The 19,053-nt window shown below is 60.3% G+C and carries 17 protein-coding genes; 5 read left to right on the forward strand and 12 right to left on the reverse strand.

Annotated features, from left to right (window positions below; genetic code table 11):
- Positions 1 to 165 precede the first annotated feature (165 nt).
- The gene (gene ppc, locus AB5Y85_RS16215; protein WP_069554237.1) at positions 166 to 2,799 is read left to right on the forward strand and encodes a phosphoenolpyruvate carboxylase; all 2,634 of its coding nucleotides are present in this window, start codon (positions 166 to 168) and stop codon (positions 2,797 to 2,799) included.
- Between the two features lie 105 nt (positions 2,800 to 2,904).
- Here ppc and AB5Y85_RS16220 read toward each other — a convergent pair whose 3' ends face one another.
- Together AB5Y85_RS16220 and AB5Y85_RS16225 are read right to left on the reverse strand one after the other, a co-directional pair.
- Positions 2,905 to 3,540 carry a Vat family streptogramin A O-acetyltransferase gene (locus AB5Y85_RS16220; RefSeq protein ID WP_199415443.1) on the reverse strand — a complete coding sequence of 212 codons (636 nt, stop codon included), beginning with the start codon at positions 3,538 to 3,540 and terminating at the stop codon, positions 2,905 to 2,907.
- Between the two features lie 23 nt (positions 3,541 to 3,563).
- On the reverse strand, positions 3,564 to 3,881 hold the full coding sequence (locus AB5Y85_RS16225) for a hypothetical protein (RefSeq protein ID WP_058056329.1): 318 nt from the start codon (positions 3,879 to 3,881) through the stop codon (positions 3,564 to 3,566).
- A 336-nt stretch (positions 3,882 to 4,217) separates the two neighbouring features.
- On the opposite strand from AB5Y85_RS16225, the gene AB5Y85_RS16230 reads away from it, so the two are divergent.
- Together AB5Y85_RS16230 and AB5Y85_RS16235 are read left to right on the forward strand one after the other, a co-directional pair.
- Positions 4,218 to 5,108 carry a sensor domain-containing diguanylate cyclase gene (locus tag AB5Y85_RS16230; RefSeq protein WP_257686566.1) on the forward strand — a complete coding sequence of 297 codons (891 nt, stop codon included), beginning with the start codon at positions 4,218 to 4,220 and terminating at the stop codon, positions 5,106 to 5,108.
- 471 nt (positions 5,109 to 5,579) lie between these two features.
- Positions 5,580 to 6,854, forward strand: a complete 1,275-nt coding sequence (locus tag AB5Y85_RS16235) for an amino acid permease (RefSeq protein ID WP_144715320.1) — start codon at positions 5,580 to 5,582, stop codon at positions 6,852 to 6,854.
- A 66-nt stretch (positions 6,855 to 6,920) separates the two neighbouring features.
- Here the strand turns inward: AB5Y85_RS16235 and AB5Y85_RS16240 are convergent, their stop codons facing one another.
- Complete coding sequence (locus AB5Y85_RS16240; protein WP_058056332.1) at positions 6,921 to 7,559, reverse strand: exopolysaccharide biosynthesis protein; 639 nt, start codon at positions 7,557 to 7,559, stop codon at positions 6,921 to 6,923.
- A 251-nt stretch (positions 7,560 to 7,810) separates the two neighbouring features.
- On the opposite strand from AB5Y85_RS16240, the gene AB5Y85_RS16245 reads away from it, so the two are divergent.
- The gene (locus AB5Y85_RS16245) at positions 7,811 to 8,434 is read left to right on the forward strand and encodes a porin family protein (RefSeq protein ID WP_257686580.1); all 624 of its coding nucleotides are present in this window, start codon (positions 7,811 to 7,813) and stop codon (positions 8,432 to 8,434) included.
- Between the two features lie 90 nt (positions 8,435 to 8,524).
- Here AB5Y85_RS16245 and AB5Y85_RS16250 read toward each other — a convergent pair whose 3' ends face one another.
- Positions 8,525 to 9,448 carry a GGDEF domain-containing protein gene (locus tag AB5Y85_RS16250; protein WP_257686567.1) on the reverse strand — a complete coding sequence of 308 codons (924 nt, stop codon included), beginning with the start codon at positions 9,446 to 9,448 and terminating at the stop codon, positions 8,525 to 8,527.
- A gap of 505 nt (positions 9,449 to 9,953) precedes the next feature.
- On the opposite strand from AB5Y85_RS16250, the gene amt reads away from it, so the two are divergent.
- On the forward strand, positions 9,954 to 11,381 hold the full coding sequence (amt, locus tag AB5Y85_RS16255) for an ammonium transporter (RefSeq protein ID WP_100646980.1): 1,428 nt from the start codon (positions 9,954 to 9,956) through the stop codon (positions 11,379 to 11,381).
- 69 nt (positions 11,382 to 11,450) lie between these two features.
- On the opposite strand, the gene AB5Y85_RS16260 is transcribed toward amt, so the two are convergent.
- The 8 genes from AB5Y85_RS16260 to hslR all read right to left on the reverse strand — a co-directional run bounded on the left by AB5Y85_RS16260 (position 11,451) and on the right by hslR (position 18,947).
- Positions 11,451 to 11,918: a glycine zipper 2TM domain-containing protein gene (locus AB5Y85_RS16260; RefSeq protein ID WP_005340126.1), complete on the reverse strand. Its 468-nt coding sequence runs from the start codon at positions 11,916 to 11,918 to the stop codon at positions 11,451 to 11,453.
- 97 nt (positions 11,919 to 12,015) lie between these two features.
- On the reverse strand, positions 12,016 to 12,513 hold the full coding sequence (locus AB5Y85_RS16265) for a GNAT family N-acetyltransferase (RefSeq protein WP_257686568.1): 498 nt from the start codon (positions 12,511 to 12,513) through the stop codon (positions 12,016 to 12,018).
- Positions 12,514 to 12,624: 111 nt separating this feature from the next.
- The gene (locus AB5Y85_RS16270) at positions 12,625 to 13,029 is read right to left on the reverse strand and encodes a nitrous oxide-stimulated promoter family protein (RefSeq protein WP_005356534.1); all 405 of its coding nucleotides are present in this window, start codon (positions 13,027 to 13,029) and stop codon (positions 12,625 to 12,627) included.
- Positions 13,030 to 13,116: 87 nt separating this feature from the next.
- Positions 13,117 to 14,919, reverse strand: a complete 1,803-nt coding sequence (locus AB5Y85_RS16275; RefSeq protein WP_005355029.1) for an aminopeptidase P family protein — start codon at positions 14,917 to 14,919, stop codon at positions 13,117 to 13,119.
- Between the two features lie 33 nt (positions 14,920 to 14,952).
- Entirely contained in the window at positions 14,953 to 15,618 is a 666-nt protein-coding gene (locus tag AB5Y85_RS16280) for a GntR family transcriptional regulator (protein WP_005340138.1), read from the reverse strand.
- A gap of 193 nt (positions 15,619 to 15,811) precedes the next feature.
- Positions 15,812 to 17,437, reverse strand: coding sequence for a phosphoenolpyruvate carboxykinase (ATP) (gene pckA / locus AB5Y85_RS16285; RefSeq protein ID WP_005340139.1), 1,626 nt, complete (start codon positions 17,435 to 17,437; stop codon positions 15,812 to 15,814).
- Positions 17,438 to 17,586: 149 nt separating this feature from the next.
- Positions 17,587 to 18,471, reverse strand: a complete 885-nt coding sequence (gene hslO / locus AB5Y85_RS16290; RefSeq protein WP_005340140.1) for an Hsp33 family molecular chaperone HslO — start codon at positions 18,469 to 18,471, stop codon at positions 17,587 to 17,589.
- Between the two features lie 77 nt (positions 18,472 to 18,548).
- The gene (hslR, locus tag AB5Y85_RS16295; RefSeq protein WP_201948139.1) at positions 18,549 to 18,947 is read right to left on the reverse strand and encodes a ribosome-associated heat shock protein Hsp15; all 399 of its coding nucleotides are present in this window, start codon (positions 18,945 to 18,947) and stop codon (positions 18,549 to 18,551) included.
- Between the last annotated feature and the right edge of the window lie 106 nt (positions 18,948 to 19,053).

A 19,053-nucleotide genomic window follows, 5' to 3' on the forward strand; every position in this document is an offset into this window, starting at 1 on the left:
AGGGAAATACATGTTCTGAATCGGCCTGTTATTTGACCTTGCGCAGACAATCTGGGTAGATTGTCACCCTAAGATGACGGAGCATATGTTGTAATCGCACAACAATAAGTGAGGTCGTCTAGCACCCCGGATGGGTGTCAGGCACCAACAAGATAAGGATGTGGAATGAACGAAAAGTACGCCGCACTACGCGCCAACGTAGGTATGCTGGGTCAGCTGCTGGGTAAATCCATCAAGGATCATCAGGGTCAGGCCTTTCTCGACAAGATCGAAACCATTCGCCAATTGGCCAAGTCCTCCCGCAAGGGCAATGAATCAGACCGGGAACGTCTGCTCGATACCCTGCGAACCCTGAGCGATGACGAACTGCTGCCGGTGGCCCGCGCCTTCAGCCAGTTCCTCAATCTGGCCAACGTGGCGGAACAGTTCCACACCATCTCCCGTCGCTGCGAAGAGCAAGTCTGCACCCCGGACCCGCTGGAGCAGATGTTCGACAAGCTGAAAGCGTCCAACCTGTCGCAAGAGGCCATCATTCAGGCCGTGCGCGAGCTGGATATCGATCTGGTGCTGACCGCTCACCCCACCGAGGTGACCCGCCGCACCCTGATCCACAAGCACGTACAGCTCAACGACTGCCTCGAGGCGCTGGAGCTCTCCGACCTGCTGCCCCGCGAGCGGGACAAGATCCTCAATCGTATCGAGCAGCTCATCAATCAGGCGTGGCACACCAACGAGATCCGCGAACAGCGCCCGACACCGGTCGACGAGGCCAAGTGGGGCTTCGCCGTGGTGGAGAACAGCCTGTGGCCTGCCATCCCAGAATTCATGCGCAATCTGGACGAGCGTTTGCAACACCATCTGGGTGTGCGGCTGCCGCTGGATGCCGCGCCGGTCAAGTTCACCTCCTGGATGGGCGGTGACCGCGACGGCAACCCCTTCGTCACCGCCAAGGTGACTGCCGAAGTACTGGAGCTGGGCCGCTGGATGGCGGTGAGCCTGTTCTACAAAGACATCAAGGAGCTCACCTCCGAGCTCTCCATGTCCGACTGTACCGACGCCGTGCGCGCTCGCGTTGGCGATCACCCCGAGCCCTACCGTGCGCTGGTGCGCGAGCTGCGTGAAGCGCTGCGCGAAACCAAGGAGCATCTCACTGCCAAGGTGCAGGGCCAGGCGAGCGAGAGCCAGGATCTGGTCAAGACCACCGCTCAGTTGCGCGAGCCGCTGGAGCTCTGCTACCACTCATTGCACGCCTGCGGCATGGGCAACATCGCCGACGGCATGCTGCTGGACGTGCTGCGCAAGGTCGCCTGTTTCGGCATTCATCTGGTCAAGCTCGATATCCGTCAGGATGGCGAGCGTCACGGGCTGGTCTTCTCCGAGCTGACCCGCTATCTGGGTCTGGGTGACTACGCCGAGTGGAGCGAGGATGACAAGCAGGCTTTCCTGCTAAACGAACTGAACTCCCGCCGCCCGCTGATCCCCCACGACTGGGAGCCGAGTGCCGAGGTGCGCGAGACGCTGGATACCTGTCAGGTTATCGCCGAGCACGACCCCGATGCGTTCGGCATCTACATCATCTCCATGGCCGGTGCGCCGTCCGATGTGCTGTCGGTGCAACTGCTGCTCAAAGAGGCAGGCTGCAAGTTCCGCATGCCGGTCGCCCCGCTGTTTGAAACCCAGGATGACCTGATGGCAGGCACCGCCGTGATGGAGCGTCTGCTCTCGGTGGACTGGTATCGCGGCTACATTCAGGGCCGTCAGTACGTGATGATCGGTTACTCCGACTCTGCCAAGGATGCGGGCATGATGGCCGCAGGCTGGGCCCAGTACGCTGCCATGGAATCCCTGGTGGGTCTGGCCGAAGCCAACAATATCCGCCTCACCCTGTTCCATGGCCGTGGCGGTACCGTCGGTCGTGGTGGTGCGCCTGCCCATCAGGCGATCCTCTCCCAGCCGCCGGGATCCCTGCGCGGCGGTCTGCGTACCACCGAACAGGGGGAGATGATCCGCTTCAAGTTCGGTCTGCCGAAAGTGGCGATCAAGAGTCTGGAGCTCTACACCAGCGCCGTGCTGGAAGGGAACCTGCTGCCGCCGCCCAAGCCTAAAGAGTGCTGGCGCGAGGTGATGGAACAGCTGGCCGCCGACTCCTGCGAGCACTACCGCAGTATCGTGCGCGGTCATCCGGACTTCGTCCCTTACTTCCGTGCCGCTACCCCGGAGATGGAGCTCGGCAAGCTGCCGCTCGGCTCCCGTCCCTCCAAGCGCAAGCCCAACGGCGGCGTCGAGAGCCTGCGTGCTATTCCGTGGATCTTCGCCTGGACCCAGAACCGCCTGATGCTGCCGGCCTGGCTCGGTGCCCACAAGGCGCTGCAACAGGCGATCGATGGCGGCAAGCTGGCGGTGCTGGAAGAGATGAGCGCCCAGTGGCCCTTCTTCCGCACTCGCCTCGAAATGCTGGAGATGGTGTTCCTCAAGGCGGACGTCTGGCTCGCCGAGTACTACGACACCCGTCTGGTGCCGCAGGAGCTGTGGGGCCTTGGCAAACAGCTGCGTCAGGAGCTCGCCGAATCCATCGAGGTGGTGCTGAAACTGAGCCCGCGCGGGGATCTGCTGGAGGATCAGCCCTGGATCAAGGAGTCCATCAAGCTGCGCAATCCCTACACAGACCCGCTCAACGTGCTGCAGGCCGAGCTGCTCAACCGCTCCCGCAACCACCCGGAGACCCTGCACCCCGAGCTGGACAAGGCGCTGATGGTCACCATCGCCGGTATTGCCGCAGGTATGCGCAACACCGGTTGATAGCCAGCCCAAGCCAGCAAGCTTCAGCAATATCCATCAAGCCAAAGGGCGCCGACAAGGCGCCCTTTGTTGTTTCTACGATCTCGCTTGGTTTACAGGTTGTCTCTATGGGGTTGCCGCTTCCAGCGCGGTTATCTCGCCGCCGCTGATAAGCGGCAAGTTGCGGCTGATCAGCTCTACCGGCCAGTCCCACCAGGCGATGGCGTTGAGACGGGCGATGGTGTCGTCGTCGAAGCGGTAGCGGATCACCTTGGCGGGGTTGCCGCCGACCACGGCGTAGGCGGGCACGTCACCGGTGACCACGGAGCGGGCGGCGATAATGGCGCCGTTACCGACCTTTACTCCCGGCATGATCAGGGCGTCATAGCCGATCCAGACATCGTTGCCGATGACGGTATCGCCCTTGTAGGGGAGGCTGCCCGGGGCGGGTGCGGCATGCTCCCAGCCGTTGCCGAAGATAAAGAAGGGGTAGGTGGAGAAGCCGGAGGTCTGGTGGTTGGCGCCATTCATGATGAACTTCACCCCGCGGGCGATGGCGCAGAACTTGCCGATGATCAGCTTGTCGCCGATGAAGGGGAAGTGGTAGAGGACGTTGCGCTCGAAGCCCGCCGAATCCTCCGGGTCGTCGTAATAGGTGTAGTCACCCACCTCGATATTGGGCCCCTTGATAGTGTTCTTGATAAAGCACACTTGGGGAAATCCGTTCATGGGGTGGGGATTGGCGGGATCGGGTCCGTGCATCAGGTCTCCTTGGATGGGCCGGGCTAGAGCGCCGGGAAGTAGCAGGCGCTCATGTCGATGGGGTGATCGGGGCAGCCGGGCAGATAGAACTGCCAGCCTGCATCGGAGAAAGCGCGCAGCTCGGTTTCGACAAACTTGATGGCGAGGCTCAGGGCCTGCAGGCTGTCGATGCCGTATATGAAAGTCTTGTCGCTCAGCCCCGCCAGCTTCACCTTGCAGCGCCAGTCACCGCTGGCGGACTTGGGATCCGGCTCGGGGGCCTTGATGGCGATTTTGAGGGTGAGCTGTTCCCCTTCGGTGCTGATAGCGTCGAAGCGGGCGGTAACGATGGCGTTTTTCATCTGGCGATTCCTTTTCCGTGGTACAGCCCCTGCGGTTGCGGGCGGCTGGCGTTCCTGATGGCTGATGATGTGAAAACTGGACTCAGGACGGCCAGCGTAAATGAACTTGTGAGTTGAAACAATGGGATATGCGCGACCGGGGGAGGGGGCTTTCGCTACTGTGAGCGAGCGCAGTGGCGGGAGTAGCAACGCGCTGGCCGAGAGGCTGGCAGGCTGCTAGATGTAAAGGATTGTTGGCTGTGGCCGCAGATTTTTCTGCGCTGCCGATGAGGGCGCGTGAGTCCTCTTGAGGCAGAATATCTCCCCCCTGTTTGACGTTGAAGTACAGGAGTCTCCGTGGCGCTTTCGGTAACCCAGCTTTATGAAGTGATGGCCCAGCTGCCAGATCCCGTCTTTATCCTCAGTGAAGATGGCTATTACGTGGAATATATCGGCGGCATGGAGCAGCAATCCTATCACGATGGCAATCCGCTGGCGGGCAAGCAGCTGGCCGATGTGCTGCCACCCGAGATGGCCATGTGGGTCAAGGCGCAGGTAGCCGAGTCGCTGGCGAGCGGTCAGGTGCGAGTGGTGGAGTATGAGCTCTCCGCCGCCGAGGTGGGGGGGATCAATGCCGCCGCCGGGCCGCAAGGGATACAGCGTTTCGAGGGCAAGATTGCGCCGCTGCCCTCCCTCTATGACGGCAAGCGGGCGGTGGCCTGGGTGACCCGCAATATCACCCGCCAGTACGAGTTGCAGCAGCGACTGCTGCGCCAGAGTGAAACCGACCAGCTGACCGGCCTCTACAACCGCCGGTTCTTCTTCGAACACTGTCAGCCGCTGCGGGCAGGGGAGGTGCCCTGTGGTCTTATCATGCTCGACATCGATCACTTCAAGCAGCTCAACGATCGTTACGGCCATCAGCAGGGAGATCGGGCCTTGCAGCGCTTCAGTAGTTGTATCGATGCCCTGTTGCGGGCGGACGACCTCTTTGTACGCAGCGGTGGTGAGGAGTTTCTGATCCTGCTGCCGCGGATCGATGAAGCCGGTTTGCTGCAGATGGCGGAGCAGATCCGTGCCGCCGTCGAAGCGCTGCCTGCCGATCCGGTCGCCATCACGGTCAGTCTGGGCACAACTCTGGTGCAGCCGGAGGAGGAGATCAATCAGGCGCTGGCCCGGGCCGACGAGTGGCTCTATCGTGCCAAGCGGGCAGGCCGCAACCGGGTGGCGCACTGCCCGGCAGGTTGAGAGTGCCACCCCGGTCGCTGTCGGAAATAGCCTGCGCTTTTACCCAGAATAAATTGGCTGACATCACTGTCAATTAGTAGAAAAGTTGGCCGTATTATTTAACTCATATTCCACAGCTTAAGGTGTTAATATTATCGGCCTGATCGCTGGTCTTATTTGTGTTGTTGGGCAACAGCATGAGGTTTTATCGGTATGTTATCAAACAGGCTTGAATCGGGTTTTGGGTGACGAATGTGATACATCCCGTTGTCTTTTGAAACATTCCGATTCAAACAGTCATGAATTATTAACCTTGACCCGGATAGCGATTTCAACGATGGTAGCGTGGCAGCTCCGTTTATCTCCGGTGGCCCTGTTGGCCGCTGGCGGCGTTGTTTTTTCATGTGCAGGGCGATATGCAACGACATATCTCCAGCCTGTTATTCGGGCTAATAAAAATAATGATGACAGATTAATAAGGTATATATTGCAATGAGTGTTTCTATTGCTGAAAAGAGTAACCCTGTTTCAAAATTGAAATGGGAGAAAAGCGATTCGGTATGGACCATGGGCCTATATGCCACTGCTGTCGGTGCCGGTACGTTATTTCTCCCTATTACTGTTGGCAGTAATTCCCCGGTTATTTTGCTATTTATTTTATTGCTGGCTTTTCCGCTCTCTTATTATTCCCACCGGGCATTGAGCCGCTTTGTGCTCTCCAGCTCCCATCGGGAAGGGGATATCACCCATGTGGTGGAGGAGCACTTCGGTGCCAAGGCGGGCAAGCTGCTGATGCTGGTCTATCTGATGGCCTTCTACCCCATCATTCTGGTCTACAGCATCTCCATCACCAATGCGATCCAGAGCTTTGTGGTGCACCAGCTGGGGGATGCCGAGCTGCCGCGCGGCTTGCTGGTGCTGGGGGTGATGCTGGGTCTGCATCTGGTGCTGCTGGCCGGCAAACAGATCGTGGTGTCGGCCATCAGCGTGCTGGCGCTACCGATGGTCGCCTTTCTGATTGGCCTCTCCATCTATCTGCTGCCCCAGTGGAGCCTCTCCTATTTCAGCGAGAGTCAGGCGGTGGACTGGCGTGATCCGGCGTTCTGGAAATCCCTCTGGCTGATCGTGCCGGTGATGGTGTTCTCTTTCAGCCATGCGCCCATTATTTCTTCCTTCAGCGCGGCGCAGAAAAAGCGTTGTCAGGAGAATGCCGACCTGCGCGCCAAGCGGATCATCAAGTGCAGCAGCATGCTGATTTGCGGCAGCGTGCTCTTTTTCGTGGTGAGCTGCGTGATGAGTCTGAGTCAGGCGGAGATGGCGCTGGCCCGCACCGACAATATCTCCGTGCTGTCGGCGCTGGCGAACAAGTTCTCCAATCCGCTGATCGCCTATGTGGGGCCGCTCATCGCCATTCTGGCTATGTCCAAATCCTTCCTCGGCACATCCATGGGGGTGAGCGAGGGGACGGTGAGCATGGTGAGCGGTGCCTGTCAGGGGCTGGGCCTCTCTCTCAAGGAGTCGACCATCGCCCGGGTGTCATCGGTGATCCTGTTTATGGTGACCGCCGTCATCACCTATCTGAACCCCAACGTGCTCGACATCATCGAGCGCGTCAGTGGCCCGCTGATCGCGGTGATCCTGTTTCTGCTGCCAGCCTGCTCCATCTATCGCTTGCCCGCACTCAAGCGTTATCGCGGGCCGAGTACCCTTTTTGTGTTGGTGATGGGGCTGCTTGCCATCTCGGCCCTTATCTACGATCTGCTTTGACCGGGCGGTATCCCGCACAAATCCAAAAGGGCGACCATCTGGTCGCCCTTTTTCTGTGCATCGGGGTTAGCCGAGCAGGCCGCTGGCGCTCTGGCCCGCCATCAGCAAGCCGATGGCCAGCACGCTGAACCAGACCAGGGTCGCACTTACCAGCAGATAGCCGCTGGCAACGAACAGACCGTCCCGCTGCAACATGCCGGTGGCCAGCAGCAGGATGGCCCAGGCAGGCATGGCGTTGGTAAACGGGATGGCGCCCAGGGGCAGCATCAGCAGCAGGGCGGCCAGCATGATCAGCAGGCCGTTGCAGCGGTTGACCGTGTTGCTGCCGGTCAGCACCAGCAGGCGCGGGCGGATAACGCGATCGACCCGGGCCAGCAGATCCGCCCCCTTGTGCAGGGTCGGCTTGAGCTGGTCGGCGGCGAAGCGGCGCTCCATCAGCATGGCGGGCAGCCAGGGCACTCGATTGAGGGTGATGCCGATCCCGATAAAAAGGATCAACAGGCCAAACGGGGTGCTGACCCCGGGAATGGAGACCGGCAGCAGGAAGGGGACGGTGAGCAGCACGCAAAACAGCAGCATGCCCTGCTCGCCCACCAGCGCGAGCATCTGGCGCAGGCTTATGTGGCTCTCGTCGATGGCGTGCGCGGTGGCCCGCAGGGTATCCGCGAGGGTAGTTTTGGGGTCGTTGAGTTGCGCGGCAACCATTCCCTGATGTCCTTTTGAGTAGTGATAACGGGCCCCGATGACCCGATTTGGCGCCAGCATACGTGGCAGAGGTTAACCGTCGATGAATGGTGGCAGGGGGGTCATAGCGGCGCCAGTGGGGCGGTGCGGCAGGGTTCAGGCGAGAGGGAAATCCCGCGATGAAAGTGATCCGGTACAGCCGCCGTTTAGGATGGGCCTAGGACGCCTCTGGTATGCTTTCTGCACAATCACACAGGGAGCAGGGGATGATGATGAAGAGAGCCGGGATAGTGATGATGGGGCTGTTGCTGCCACTGGGGCAGGCCTGGAGTAGCGAGGCCACGACCACATCCGGTTGGCAGGTGACGCCATTTTTCGGCTACAGCTCAGCCATCGACTTCGAGAAGAGTGACGATGTGGTGCAGCCGGTGCCGCTTTCTGCATCGTTTGATTCACTGCAGGGGCAGAGATCCGGCAGCTGGGGTCTCTTTATCAGCAAGGAGGTGGATGATCCCGGCATGATCGAGCTGCTCTACAGCCATCAGTCCACCACTCTCTCTCCCGACCTGCCGGATCGCCTGACGGTGGACACCCTGCACTTTGCCGGTGCGCTGACCCTCTCTGACAACCTGATGGCGCCCTATATCGGCGCCGGGATCGGGGTGACCCGCTTTGCCGCCTACGACAGCGAGGTGACCCCTTCCATGTCGCTGGCGCTCGGGGTGCAACCGCGCCTCGCCGAGCATCTGGCGCTGCGGGCCGAGGTGCGCGGTTATGGCTCGCGGGTCAACGACAACAACCAGTTTCTCTGCAACCCGGAGCAGTGCGTGTTCAAGGTGCGCGGGGAGCTGGTAACCCAATGGCAGGCCAATATCGGTCTTACCTTCCGCTTTTAGGCGAGGGGATTTTCCCCATGAAACAGGGGCCATTGGGCCCCTGTTTCAGCAGCAATGTTTCGCCGTGATCGGTAATCAACCGGCAGATCTTCATACCTCCTTGTTAGTCGGCATCGCCCATACCGCGCAATTTCTGCCCGCCTCCTTGGCGCCATAAAGCGCCTGATCCACCCGTTTGAACAGCGAGACGGCCGGTTCCTTGGGCTCGCGGATCCCCACTCCCAGGCTGACTGTCATGGTATGGGTCGGGTCGGGGGCTATGGTGCGGGTCGCAGTGAGCAGGGTGTTGGCCAATTGCTGCAGCTCGGCTTCGTGGGCGACGGGCAGCAGCAGGGCAAACTCTTCACCCCCGACACGGGCCGCCAGCGCACCGGGCGGGCAGTGCTGTTGCAACAGCTCGCCAAACTGCTGCAACACCCGATCCCCGATATCGTGGCCGTAGTTGTCATTGATCACCTTGAAGTGATCGAGATCCAGCAGGATGAGAGCGTGGCAAATCCCCTGTTCCAGAAACAGCTGCTGATGAAAGTAGCGCCGGTTTGGCAGCTGGGTCAGATCGTCGAACAGCGCCTGTTGTCTGAGCTTGGTATTGATGTGGAAGAGGTGGTGCATGGTGCTCAGGATACCGATGCTGCTTAGCAGGATGCCGCTGGATCGCAGCAGATCCTCGGCATAGATGGCGAGCCAGAGTGGCTGCGCCACCAGCTCATCCATGATGTCGGCGGTGGCCCCCATGATCCACAACATCAGACCGCAGGAGAGCATGCGGTAGGTGTGGGTGGGCAGGTGGGCGCACTGCACCACCCAGAACAGGAACAGCATGGTGAGCCAGTTGATCACCTCGAAGCCAAAGCTGACGGCGTAAAAGCGCTCGTAGGGAAAGTGGGGCAGCAGCAACAGATGCAGGGCCATGATGGCCAGCATCACTATCCCCAGCAGCGCGATGTGGGCGCGATGCTCCCGGTCGAGATGACGGTAGTGGGAGAGGCTGATGTCGAGACGATCGAACTGCATGGTGTTCCTCGGATTGGGCCTGCCATCACCTTGCAAACAAGGGGCTGTGTAATGGTATGCCGTGGTCGGATAACAGGAAACGGCTGGTCTGTCAGTGTAAACGAGCGGGCCCGCAGAGCGCGATATCGATGACGTCAGCTTGTGGGCTGGCTCAGGGTTTGCGCACTTCTGGTGCGTGACGTATCGCCTGCCCTGCGACAGGGCGCCCCTGGGCAGGTTAGCGCAGCTCATGCGCCAAATTGGTGCGTTGATGATGCGTGATCTTACTAATGCAATGATTTAAAAGGATTTAAATTTGTGGCCCGCTTTATGCTTTTTACATGTCAGACGGTCTCTTGCGGTCATCGGCGGCAGATGCAGTGATGAGGAAGTGGCAAGAGACATCCCCGTGCCGGGCACGGGTGTGATTCTGGCGGGTTGCAGCAACACCTTGCGGTTCGCCACAGATTCAATCAGGGAAACGGAGCCGGTCTTGTACCGGTACGACAGGGAAGGAGAGTGCTCTATGGTCAAAAAATGGATGATGGCGGGTCTGACGATGTTGCCTGCCTTGCTGGTTACCCCAAGTTGGGCCGAAGAGGTCGCTCAGGTACAGGCGGCGGTGGCTCCGGTTGCCGCCATGACAATCAACAAGGGTGACAACACCTGGATGCTGCTCTCGGCGGCGCTGGTGATCCTGATGTCGATCCCCGGTCTGGCCCTCTTCTACGGTGGTCTGGTGCGGGCCAAAAACATGCTGAGCGTGCTGATGCAGGTCTTTACCCTGTTCTGCCTCATCTGTGTGCTCTGGGTGATCTACGGCTATTCGCTGGCCTTTACCGAGGGGGGCAATTTCTATGGCTCCTTCAGCAAGGTGCTGCTCAAGGGGGTGACCCCTGACTCCATCGCTGCCACCTTCAGCAAGGGGGTCGGGATCAGCGAGCTGATCTATGTGGTGTTCCAAGGGGCCTTTGCCGCCATCACCTGCGGCCTTATCGTGGGGGCGTTTGCCGAGCGCATCAAGTTCGCTGCCGTGCTGCTCTTCTCGGTGATCTGGTTCACCTTCGCCTATATCCCGCTGGCTCATATGGTGTGGTACTGGGCGGGTCCGGATGCCTATACCAGCGCCGAGGCTGCGGCCACGGCGACCGCCACTGCCGGTTATCTGTTCCAGCATGGTGCGCTGGACTTTGCAGGCGGCACAGTGGTGCACATCAACGCCGCCGTGGCGGGTCTGGTGGGTGCCTATCTGGTGGGCAAGCGTCTGGGCTACGGTCGTGATCCCATGACCCCCCACAGCCTGACCATGACCATGATCGGTGCCTCCCTGCTCTGGTTCGGCTGGTTCGGTTTCAACGCCGGCTCCGCGCTGGAAGCCAACGGTGTTGCGGCGCTGGCCTTTATCAACACCTGGGTCGCTCCGGCTGCGGCAGCCCTGTCATGGACGCTGGCCGAGTGGGTGATGAAGGGGCGTCCCTCCCTGCTGGGTGCCGCTTCTGGCGCCGTCTCCGGTCTGGTGGTGATCACCCCGGCAGCCGGTTTCGTCGGTGTGGGCGGTGGTCTGGTGATGGGCCTTATCAGTGGCGTGGCGGGTCTGTGGGGTGTCCACGGTCTCAAGCGCCTGCTGGGGGCCGATGACAGTCTGGACGTGTTTGGCGTACACGGGGTGTGCGGTATTCTCGGCGCCCTGCTGACCGGCGTCTTTGCCAGCCCGGATCTGGGCGGCACCGGGGTGTGGGACTATGTCACCAATCAGGTTGCCGAGGGCTACTCCATCCTGACTCAGGTGAAGATCCAGGCTATCGGGGTCGGTGTCACCCTGCTCTGGTCCGGTGCCGTGGCGGCGATTGCCTTCAAGGCGGTCGACATGCTGGTGGGGCTGCGGGTGAACGGCGATGCCGAGCGGGAAGGGCTGGATGTCACCTCCCACGGTGAGAAGGCTTACAGCATGTAATCCCTAACGTCAGACAACAAAAAACCGCCGGGATCGGCGGTTTTTTATGGTGCAAGTGCGGTGGCGCTTTTAGTTCACGACGGCCACGTTGATGCTGCCATTGCCCTGGGTCATGCGTACACGGGCGCCCGGGGTGAAGGTGGGGCTGGCTTTCTGCACGACCACGATGGCTTCGCCATTCTCTTTCTTGATCTCCAGCTCGACGCCGTCGACCTGATTCATCTTGTTGCCGATGGCGTTACCTGCCGCTGCACCGGCGATGGCGCCGCCTGCGGCTGCGATGTCGCGTCCGGTGCCGCCACCGACTGTGCTGCCCAGCAGGCCACCGACTACGGCGCCGCCAATGGTGCCAATCAGGGAGTTCTCATCGGCCTGGATCTTCACCGGGCGAGTGGAGATGATGGTGCCGTAGCTGACGGTCTGCACCTGTTTGGCGCGGTCTTTGGTGTAAACATCGCCAGAGTAAACGTCACTGTTGGCGCATCCGGTGATGGTGGTTGCTGCCAGCAGGGCAATAAGGGTCATACGCTTCAACATGGTGGGCCTCCTGGGCTGCACGTAATTTGAACAATCCGGTTGATGAGTGAACTTTACTCCAACCCCGTCACACATGAAATCGGCAAAATGTAACCAATTATGCGTTCTGTAACCGGTTTTGTCCTTGAATCGCAGCTGTACCGGAGAGGGTTTTAACCAGCAGCAGACGGTCTTCTCCGGGGCCGAAATAGTCGGCTACTTCCGCCTGCAATGTGTAACCGAGCCGGTAGTAGAGGCGCTGGGCCGGATTGGCCGGATCGACCGTGAGCCGCAGTTCGCTGATCTGCAGCGCCTGCTGGTTGGCCTCCATCTGGCGCATCATTCGCTCGGCCAGACCAAAACCGCGCGCCTCGGGCAGCACCGCCAGAGAGAGCACCCAGCCTTGCGACCGCTCCTGACCGAATCCCCCCAGCACATAACCCACCAGCTGCCCCTCGTATTCGGCCACCAGCAACAACTTGGGCCACAAATCCATCGCCTGACGGAAGAAGAAGGCGGGATAGATATCTTCGCCAAACACCTTGGCATCGATCTGCCAGATGGCGTGCATGTCATGGTGGGTGGCGGTGCGTAGCAGGGGCGGGTTGTGGTGCATCAGGACTCCATTGGCAGCAAAGGATCGGCAACGCCGCTGACCTTGGGGTCAACGGCAGAAAAGGAGTCATAGGGTAGTGGTCATCCCCTGCCGGATGCAAGGGATTGGCGGTTATGGCGGCAGGGGGCGGCTCTGGGGCAGTTTGGGTGCTTTGCGCAAGCCGTCGAGCAGGTGGCGGAGGGTGAGCCAGGGGTGGCGCAGCAACATGCGCGGGCCGCTCCACTTCATCACCTGCTGGATCTGTTTGCGCATCGCCGGTGCGTAGCAGTGGATATTGCAGTTGGCACAGGTGGGTTTGTGGCCGTGGCCATAACGGCAGCGACGAAGGCGCTGATGGGCGAAATCCCGCAACTGGCGACAGTGGCGGCAATGGGGATCCTGATGATGGTGCTGGCAGTAGAGGCGGATCATGGCGCTGACCGTCTGCTGCTCGCGCATGAGTCTGGGATGGTCACTCGCCTTTTTGCTGGCTGCGGCGTGTGAGCCCCGGGCTGGGCTGGCATGATGACTTTTCATGGCCGCCATTCTCCTGACCTGCTCGCTTTGGGTGTTGATACAGGTCAAAAGGGGGGATAAAAAACAGGGCCCGCAGGCCCTGTGTCATCAGATGAGGCTGGTTGCCTGCTCCAGCCAGGCCAGATCCTCGCCCTCGAGCAGCGGGCTCAGGCGGCGGAACACCTCGACATGGTATTCGTTGATCCAGCGGAATTCGGCCGGGCTCAGCAGGCTGCGGTCGATCAGGCGGGTATCGAACGGCACGTAGGTCAGACGCTCGAAGCCCAGCATCGGCAGCTCGCCAACTTGTTCCAGCTCTGTCACGACTACCAGGTTCTCGCAGCGGATGCCGAAGCCATCTTCACGGTAGTAGCCCGGCTCGTTGGAGAGCACCATGCCCGGTTGCAGGGCAACCATGCTCCCTTTCGGCGCGATGCGCTGGGGCCCTTCGTGGACACTCAGGAAGTGGCCGACGCCGTGGCCGGTGCCGTGGTCATAGTTGTAACCGGCTTGCCACAGCGGCATGCGGGCCAGCACGTCGAGCTGGATACCGGCGGTGCCACGGGGGAAGCGGGCCTGATCCAGCGCGATATGGCCCTGCAGTACCCGGGTAAACATCGCTTTCTGCTCGTCGCTCACCTCACCCACCTTGATGGTGCGGGTGATGTCGGTGGTGCCATCCATATACTGGGCGCCGGAGTCCAGCAGATAAAGGCTGTCCTGACCAAACGCACGGGGGGTGCCATTGGTGTGGTGGTAGTGGCACATGGCGGCGTTGGGGCCGAGCGCGGAGATGGTATCGAAGCTTGGCTCGACGTAGTGCTCCTGCTCGCGGCGGAACGCCTCGACCTGATCGGCCAGGGTGCCTTCATCCACTCCCTCGAACTCGCCGGAGGCGACCAGCCGATCCAGCCAGGCAAGGAAGCGGGTCATGGCCACGCCATCACGCAGGTGAGCGGCACGCATGCCGGTCAGCTCGATTTCGTTCTTGCACGCTTTCGGCAGCATGGTGGGGTCTTGGCCAGCCACCAGAATGGCGCCCGCCTCTTCCATGACGAGCTGGGTCCAGGCGTTGGCGCTGTCCGGATCGGCCAGCACCTTCTGCTGATCTTCACCGATGCGCTGCAACACGTCGCCCAGCTTGTCGATGGGGTAGACGGAGACATCCTGCCCCACGTGCTGGGTAAAGGCGAAGCAGTCAATTTTGTCGGTATCGACGAAGAAATCCATGCTGGTGTTGGCGTAGAGCACGGCAAAGCCCAGCACCACCGGCAGCCGGTCGATGTCGCGGCCGCGCAGGTTGAGCAGCCAGTTGATGGGCTCGGCCTGGGTCAGCAGCACGGCATCCAGCCCGCGCTTGCGCAGGTCGGCCGCCAGCTGTTCACGTTTGGACTGGCTGGACTGGCCCGCCAACTCCTCGCTGTAGAGGATGACCGGGCTCTTGGTCGGCTCCGGGCGATCGCTCCAGTTCAGGTCGATGGGGTTCTGCTCGACGCGGATCAGCTCTATACCGCGATCGGCCAGCACGGCTTTGGCATTCTTGTACCAGGTCAGGCTGTGCAGGCGGGCATCGAAGCCAACCCGGGAGCCTGACGGCAGTTGCTCGGCCAGCCACTGCACATGAGGATTTTCAATGAGGTGGAGGAATTCGAACAGTTCGGCGGGGGTTTGCATCCGCGCCTGCACCGTATAGCGACCATCGACAAAGAGGGCTGCCCGCTGGGCCATGATGATGGCAACGCCGGCAGAGCCGTTGAAACCGGTGATCCAGTCAAGCCGCTCGGCATAGGCGGGGATGTACTCGCCGAGGTGCTCATCATCGTGGGGGACGATAAATGCGTCCAACTCCTGCATGGCCAGCTCGGCCCTGACTTGGGCGACGCGGGTTTCAATTATCTCGAAATTATTCATGTCGTTAGTGCCAGATGGTTGCTATATGAGTGTTCAGTTTTTATGGCCGCTGGCCAGGATCCGCTTGATCGACTGACCTGCCGCTTCGATATGCTGCCTGAGCAGCACCACCGCCTCGTGCTTGCGCCGGGCGCGGCACAGTTCCAGCAATTGGGCGTGTTCACGCTCCGCCTTGTCCACCCCGTCGCTGGCAAAGAGCAGCTCGAAGCGGACATAGCGGTCACAGCTCAGATTGATCTGGGCGATCAGTTCAAGTGCCTGGGGGCGACCGGCTGCCTGATAGAGGGTGGCGTGAAAGCTGTGGTTCAACTCGGCCCAATGTTCGATCTGGGTGCCTGACTCCAGGGCGTGATCAAACTGGGCGAGGATCGCCTCCGCTTGCGCGAAGGTGGCTTCCGTCATCTTGTCGACGGCGTGAAACAGGGTATCGGCTTCCAGCAGCGCTCGCAAATAAAAGAGCTCTTCAATGGCCGAGGCGTCCAGCATGGTGACCACGGCGCCGCGATGGGCTTCGAACTTCACCAGCCCCTGCGCTTCCAGCTGCATCAGGGCTTCGCGCACCGGAATGCGGCTCACGGCCAGCTCTTTGGCAATGGCATCCTGACGCAAGGGGGCGCCAGCGGGGAACTCCCCACGGAGGATCCGGCCACGGAGGTTTTCCATCACCATCTGGGTTCGGGTCTTGTAGGGTGGGGTCATGGTCGGGTCACGATTGGGCGTTACAGAATTGTATATTGTATAAAGTTTGGCTGAATCTAACCTGTCACAATGGGCAAAGGCAAGGTTTTGGCCCCCTTAACGGGGACGATGGCGGCGTTCGGGGCTCCACAAAAACAAAAATGCCGGTCAGCGTGGCTGACCGGCATGATGTCACTGATACGAAGCTAGCCTGTTACAGCTGCGGGCCTGCCGCAACCAGACGTTTGCCTTCATCGTTATCGGTGAAGCGCTCGAAGTTCTTGATGAAACGCCCTGCCAGATCGACGGCCTTGGCATCCCACTCGGCCTTGTCGGCGTAGGTGTCGCGCGGGTCGAGGATCGCCGGGTTCACATCGTGCAGCGCGGTCGGGATCTCCAGATTGAAGATCGGCAGCACCTTGGTCTCGGCCTTCTCGATGGAGCCATCCAGGATGGCGTCGATGATGGCGCGGGTATCCTTGATGGAGATGCGCTTGCCGGTGCCGTTCCAGCCGGTGTTGACCAGATAGGCCTCTGCACCTGCCGCTTCCATCCGTTTCACCAGCTCCTGACCGTACTTGGTCGGGTGCAGGGAGAGGAAGGCTGCGCCGAAGCAGGAGGAGAAGGTCGGAGTCGGCTCTGTGATGCCGCGCTCGGTACCGGCCAGTTTGGCGGTGAAGCCAGACAGGAAGTGGTACTTGGTCTGCTCCTTGGTCAGCTTGGAGACCGGGGGCAGCACGCCGAAGGCGTCGGCAGTCAGGAAGATCACCTTGGTGGCGTGACCTGCCTTGGAGACCGGCTTGACGATGTTGTCGATGTGATAGATGGGGTAGGAGACGCGGGTGTTCTCGGTCTTGGAGCCATCATCGAAGTCGATGGTGCCATCGGCAGCAACGGTCACGTTCTCCAGCAGCGCATCGCGACGGATGGCGTGGTAGATGTCCGGCTCAGCCTCTTCGGAAAGCTTGATGGTCTTGGCGTAGCAGCCCCCTTCGAAGTTGAACACGCCGTGGTCATCCCAGCCGTGCTCGTCATCGCCGATCAGCTGACGCTTGGGATCGGTGGAGAGGGTGGTCTTGCCGGTGCCGGAGAGACCGAAGAAGATGGCAACGTCGCCGTCCTGACCCACGTTGGCGGAGCAGTGCATGGAGGCAATGCCGCGCAGGGGCAGGAAGTAGTTCATCATGGAGAACATGCCCTTCTTCATCTCGCCACCGTACCAGGTGCCACCGATGAGCTGCATCTTCTCGGTCATGTTGAAGGCAACAAAGTTCTCGGAGTTGAGACCCTGCTCCTTCCAGTTCGGGTTGGTGCACTTGGCACCGTTCATCACCACGAAGTCAGGCTTGAAGGTTTTCAGCTCTTCATCGCTCGGGCGGATGAACATGTTTTTCACGAAGTGTGCCTGCCAGGCCACCTCGGTGATGATGCGCACGGCCAGGCGGGTATCCGGGTTGGCACCGCAGAAACCGTCGACCACAAACAGGCGCTTGCCGGAGAGTTGTTTGGTGACCAGCCCTTTCAGATGTGACCACACTTCCGGGGTAATGGCTTTGTTATCGTTTTTACCCTGGTCAGACCACCACACAGTATCCTGGGTAGTGGCATCTTTGACGATATATTTATCTTTCGGGGAGCGACCGGTGAAGATACCGGTGTTTACGTTGACGGCGCCCAGTTCGGTCACCACACCGCGCTCGAACCCTTCCAGGTCAGGGCGTGTCTCTTCGGCGAAAAGCTGCTCGTAAGAGGGGTTGCGAACGATTTCTTGGCTGTTTTTGATGCCGTACTGGTCCAGTCCTAATTGTTGGGCCAGGGTGGGTTCTGCCACGATTGTCATTGTATTCTCCTGGGTTCAGAGGTTGGTAGGGTTCTATCTGACGGTCATCCTATCACTTAGGTGGTAGAGTTTAGCGATCGCCATCAAACTTTATAAAATAGGGTATTTTTTTGTTATTAAAGTTAAAGGCGGGTTTTGCCCGCCTTTAATTAGTGTAACTGGTTTGCATCATTGCCGGGAGCCCTGCTGAACAGGGTTTCGACATCGATCCCATTAAATTGATACTGGGCGCCGCAATAATCACAGTGCATGTCGATCTTGCCGAGCTCCTGCACCATCTCCATGACCTCTTCCTTTTCTATCTGCAGCAGGGCTCCTTCGCAGCGCTCGCGGGAGCAGGTGCAGCGGAACTCGACCGCCTGCGGATCGAACACCCGCACCTTGTCCTGATGGTAGAGACGGTAGAGGATCTCTTCTGCCTGCAGGCCGAACAGCTCTTCATCCTTGATGGTGCTGGTGAGCTGGGTCAGGTGATCGAAATCGTTGCTGTGATCCTCGCTCTGGGCGGGCAGCTCCTGCAGCATGATGCCGGCAGCGCGCGGCGCACCTTCGTGGTAGCCGGTGCGGATCCACAGCTTGGTGGCCAGCTGTTCGGAGCGGGCGAAGTAGTGCTCCAGGCAGCCCGCCAGAGTATCGGCGTCCAGCGCGATGATGCCCTGATAGCGCTCGCCCTGCTCCGGGGTGATGGTGATGATCAGCTGGCCGTTGCCAATCAGGCTCTGCAGCTTGCCATCGCTCGGCAGCTCGCCTTCATAGCGGGCCACGCCGCGCAGCTGCTGGTTGTTGTCACCATTGATCACGGCCAGACGCACCGGGCCATCGCCCTGCAGTTGCACCGTGATGGAGCCTTCAAACTTGAGGGTGGCGGTCAGCAGGCTGGTGGCGACCAGTAGCTCGCCCAGCAGTTTTTGCACCTGCACCGGGTAGTTCTGGGCTTCCACTACGTGGCGGTAGGTGTGATCCAGCTGGACCAGCTCGCCACGCACTTCGTACTCTTCAAACAGATAGCGATACAGCAGATCTTGGTTGCTCATCATGTATTCCTGGCTTTTCGGTGAGGTAAATCGGGCGGGCTGGGGTTGATGCCAGCCCGGTATCAAATCGGGGTCGGTCAGTACTGTTTGACCTTGAGCAACTGGCGTCGCTCCTGCTTGTCGGGGCGGCGCTCGGGGCTGGGGGCAAACTGGCTGTTGAAGCGGCGCGCCTCGCTGTTCTCGGCCCGTTTTTTCAGGCTCTCGGCGGTCTCTTCATAGAGCTGCTGGGCGAGCGGTGCCGATTTGCGCAGCTCGCTCAAGGCCAGCACCCGCACTTCGCGTTCGTCCTGCCCCTGCCAGAAGCGGATCAGTGCCCCCACTTCTACCTGTTTGCCCGGTTTGCTGCGCTGACCATTGTAGTGCACCTTGCCCCCGTCGATCTGATCCCGCGCAATGGAGCGGGTCTTGTAGAAACGGGCCGCCCACAACCACTTGTCGAGACGAACCTCGAGGGCACTTTCTGCATGATTGGGCATGAACAGGCTCCATAACGGGGAAAAGAGGTGGTCGATTATACCAGAGCACGGGGTCGGGATAGAAACCGGGCAGCCGCCGCGCGGGGCGCAAACCATGTCAAGGTGA

Origin of the sequence: Aeromonas sp. R3-1 (assembly GCF_040908345.1) — a bacterium.
Classification (GTDB): Bacteria; Pseudomonadota; Gammaproteobacteria; order Enterobacterales; family Aeromonadaceae; genus Aeromonas; species Aeromonas veronii.

Bases quoted from the DNA above. Each gene is read 5' to 3' on its own strand.
- ppc (WP_069554237.1), top strand. From the start codon at position 166: ATGAACGAAAAGTACGCCGCACTACGCGCCAACGTAGGTATGCTGGGT.
- AB5Y85_RS16220 (WP_199415443.1), bottom strand. From the start codon at position 3,540: ATGCACGGACCCGATCCCGCCAATCCCCACCCCATGAACGGATTTCCC.
- AB5Y85_RS16225 (WP_058056329.1), bottom strand. From the start codon at position 3,881: ATGAAAAACGCCATCGTTACCGCCCGCTTCGACGCTATCAGCACCGAA.
- AB5Y85_RS16235 (WP_144715320.1), top strand. From the start codon at position 5,580: ATGAGTGTTTCTATTGCTGAAAAGAGTAACCCTGTTTCAAAATTGAAA.
- AB5Y85_RS16240 (WP_058056332.1), bottom strand. From the start codon at position 7,559: ATGGTTGCCGCGCAACTCAACGACCCCAAAACTACCCTCGCGGATACC.
- AB5Y85_RS16245 (WP_257686580.1), top strand. From the start codon at position 7,811: ATGAAGAGAGCCGGGATAGTGATGATGGGGCTGTTGCTGCCACTGGGG.
- AB5Y85_RS16250 (WP_257686567.1), bottom strand. From the start codon at position 9,448: ATGCAGTTCGATCGTCTCGACATCAGCCTCTCCCACTACCGTCATCTC.
- amt (WP_100646980.1), top strand. From the start codon at position 9,954: ATGGTCAAAAAATGGATGATGGCGGGTCTGACGATGTTGCCTGCCTTG.
- AB5Y85_RS16260 (WP_005340126.1), bottom strand. From the start codon at position 11,918: ATGTTGAAGCGTATGACCCTTATTGCCCTGCTGGCAGCAACCACCATC.
- AB5Y85_RS16265 (WP_257686568.1), bottom strand. From the start codon at position 12,513: ATGCACCACAACCCGCCCCTGCTACGCACCGCCACCCACCATGACATG.
- AB5Y85_RS16270 (WP_005356534.1), bottom strand. From the start codon at position 13,029: ATGAAAAGTCATCATGCCAGCCCAGCCCGGGGCTCACACGCCGCAGCC.
- AB5Y85_RS16275 (WP_005355029.1), bottom strand. From the start codon at position 14,919: ATGAATAATTTCGAGATAATTGAAACCCGCGTCGCCCAAGTCAGGGCC.
- AB5Y85_RS16280 (WP_005340138.1), bottom strand. From the start codon at position 15,618: ATGACCCCACCCTACAAGACCCGAACCCAGATGGTGATGGAAAACCTC.
- pckA (WP_005340139.1), bottom strand. From the start codon at position 17,437: ATGACAATCGTGGCAGAACCCACCCTGGCCCAACAATTAGGACTGGAC.
- hslO (WP_005340140.1), bottom strand. From the start codon at position 18,471: ATGAGCAACCAAGATCTGCTGTATCGCTATCTGTTTGAAGAGTACGAA.
- hslR (WP_201948139.1), bottom strand. From the start codon at position 18,947: ATGCCCAATCATGCAGAAAGTGCCCTCGAGGTTCGTCTCGACAAGTGG.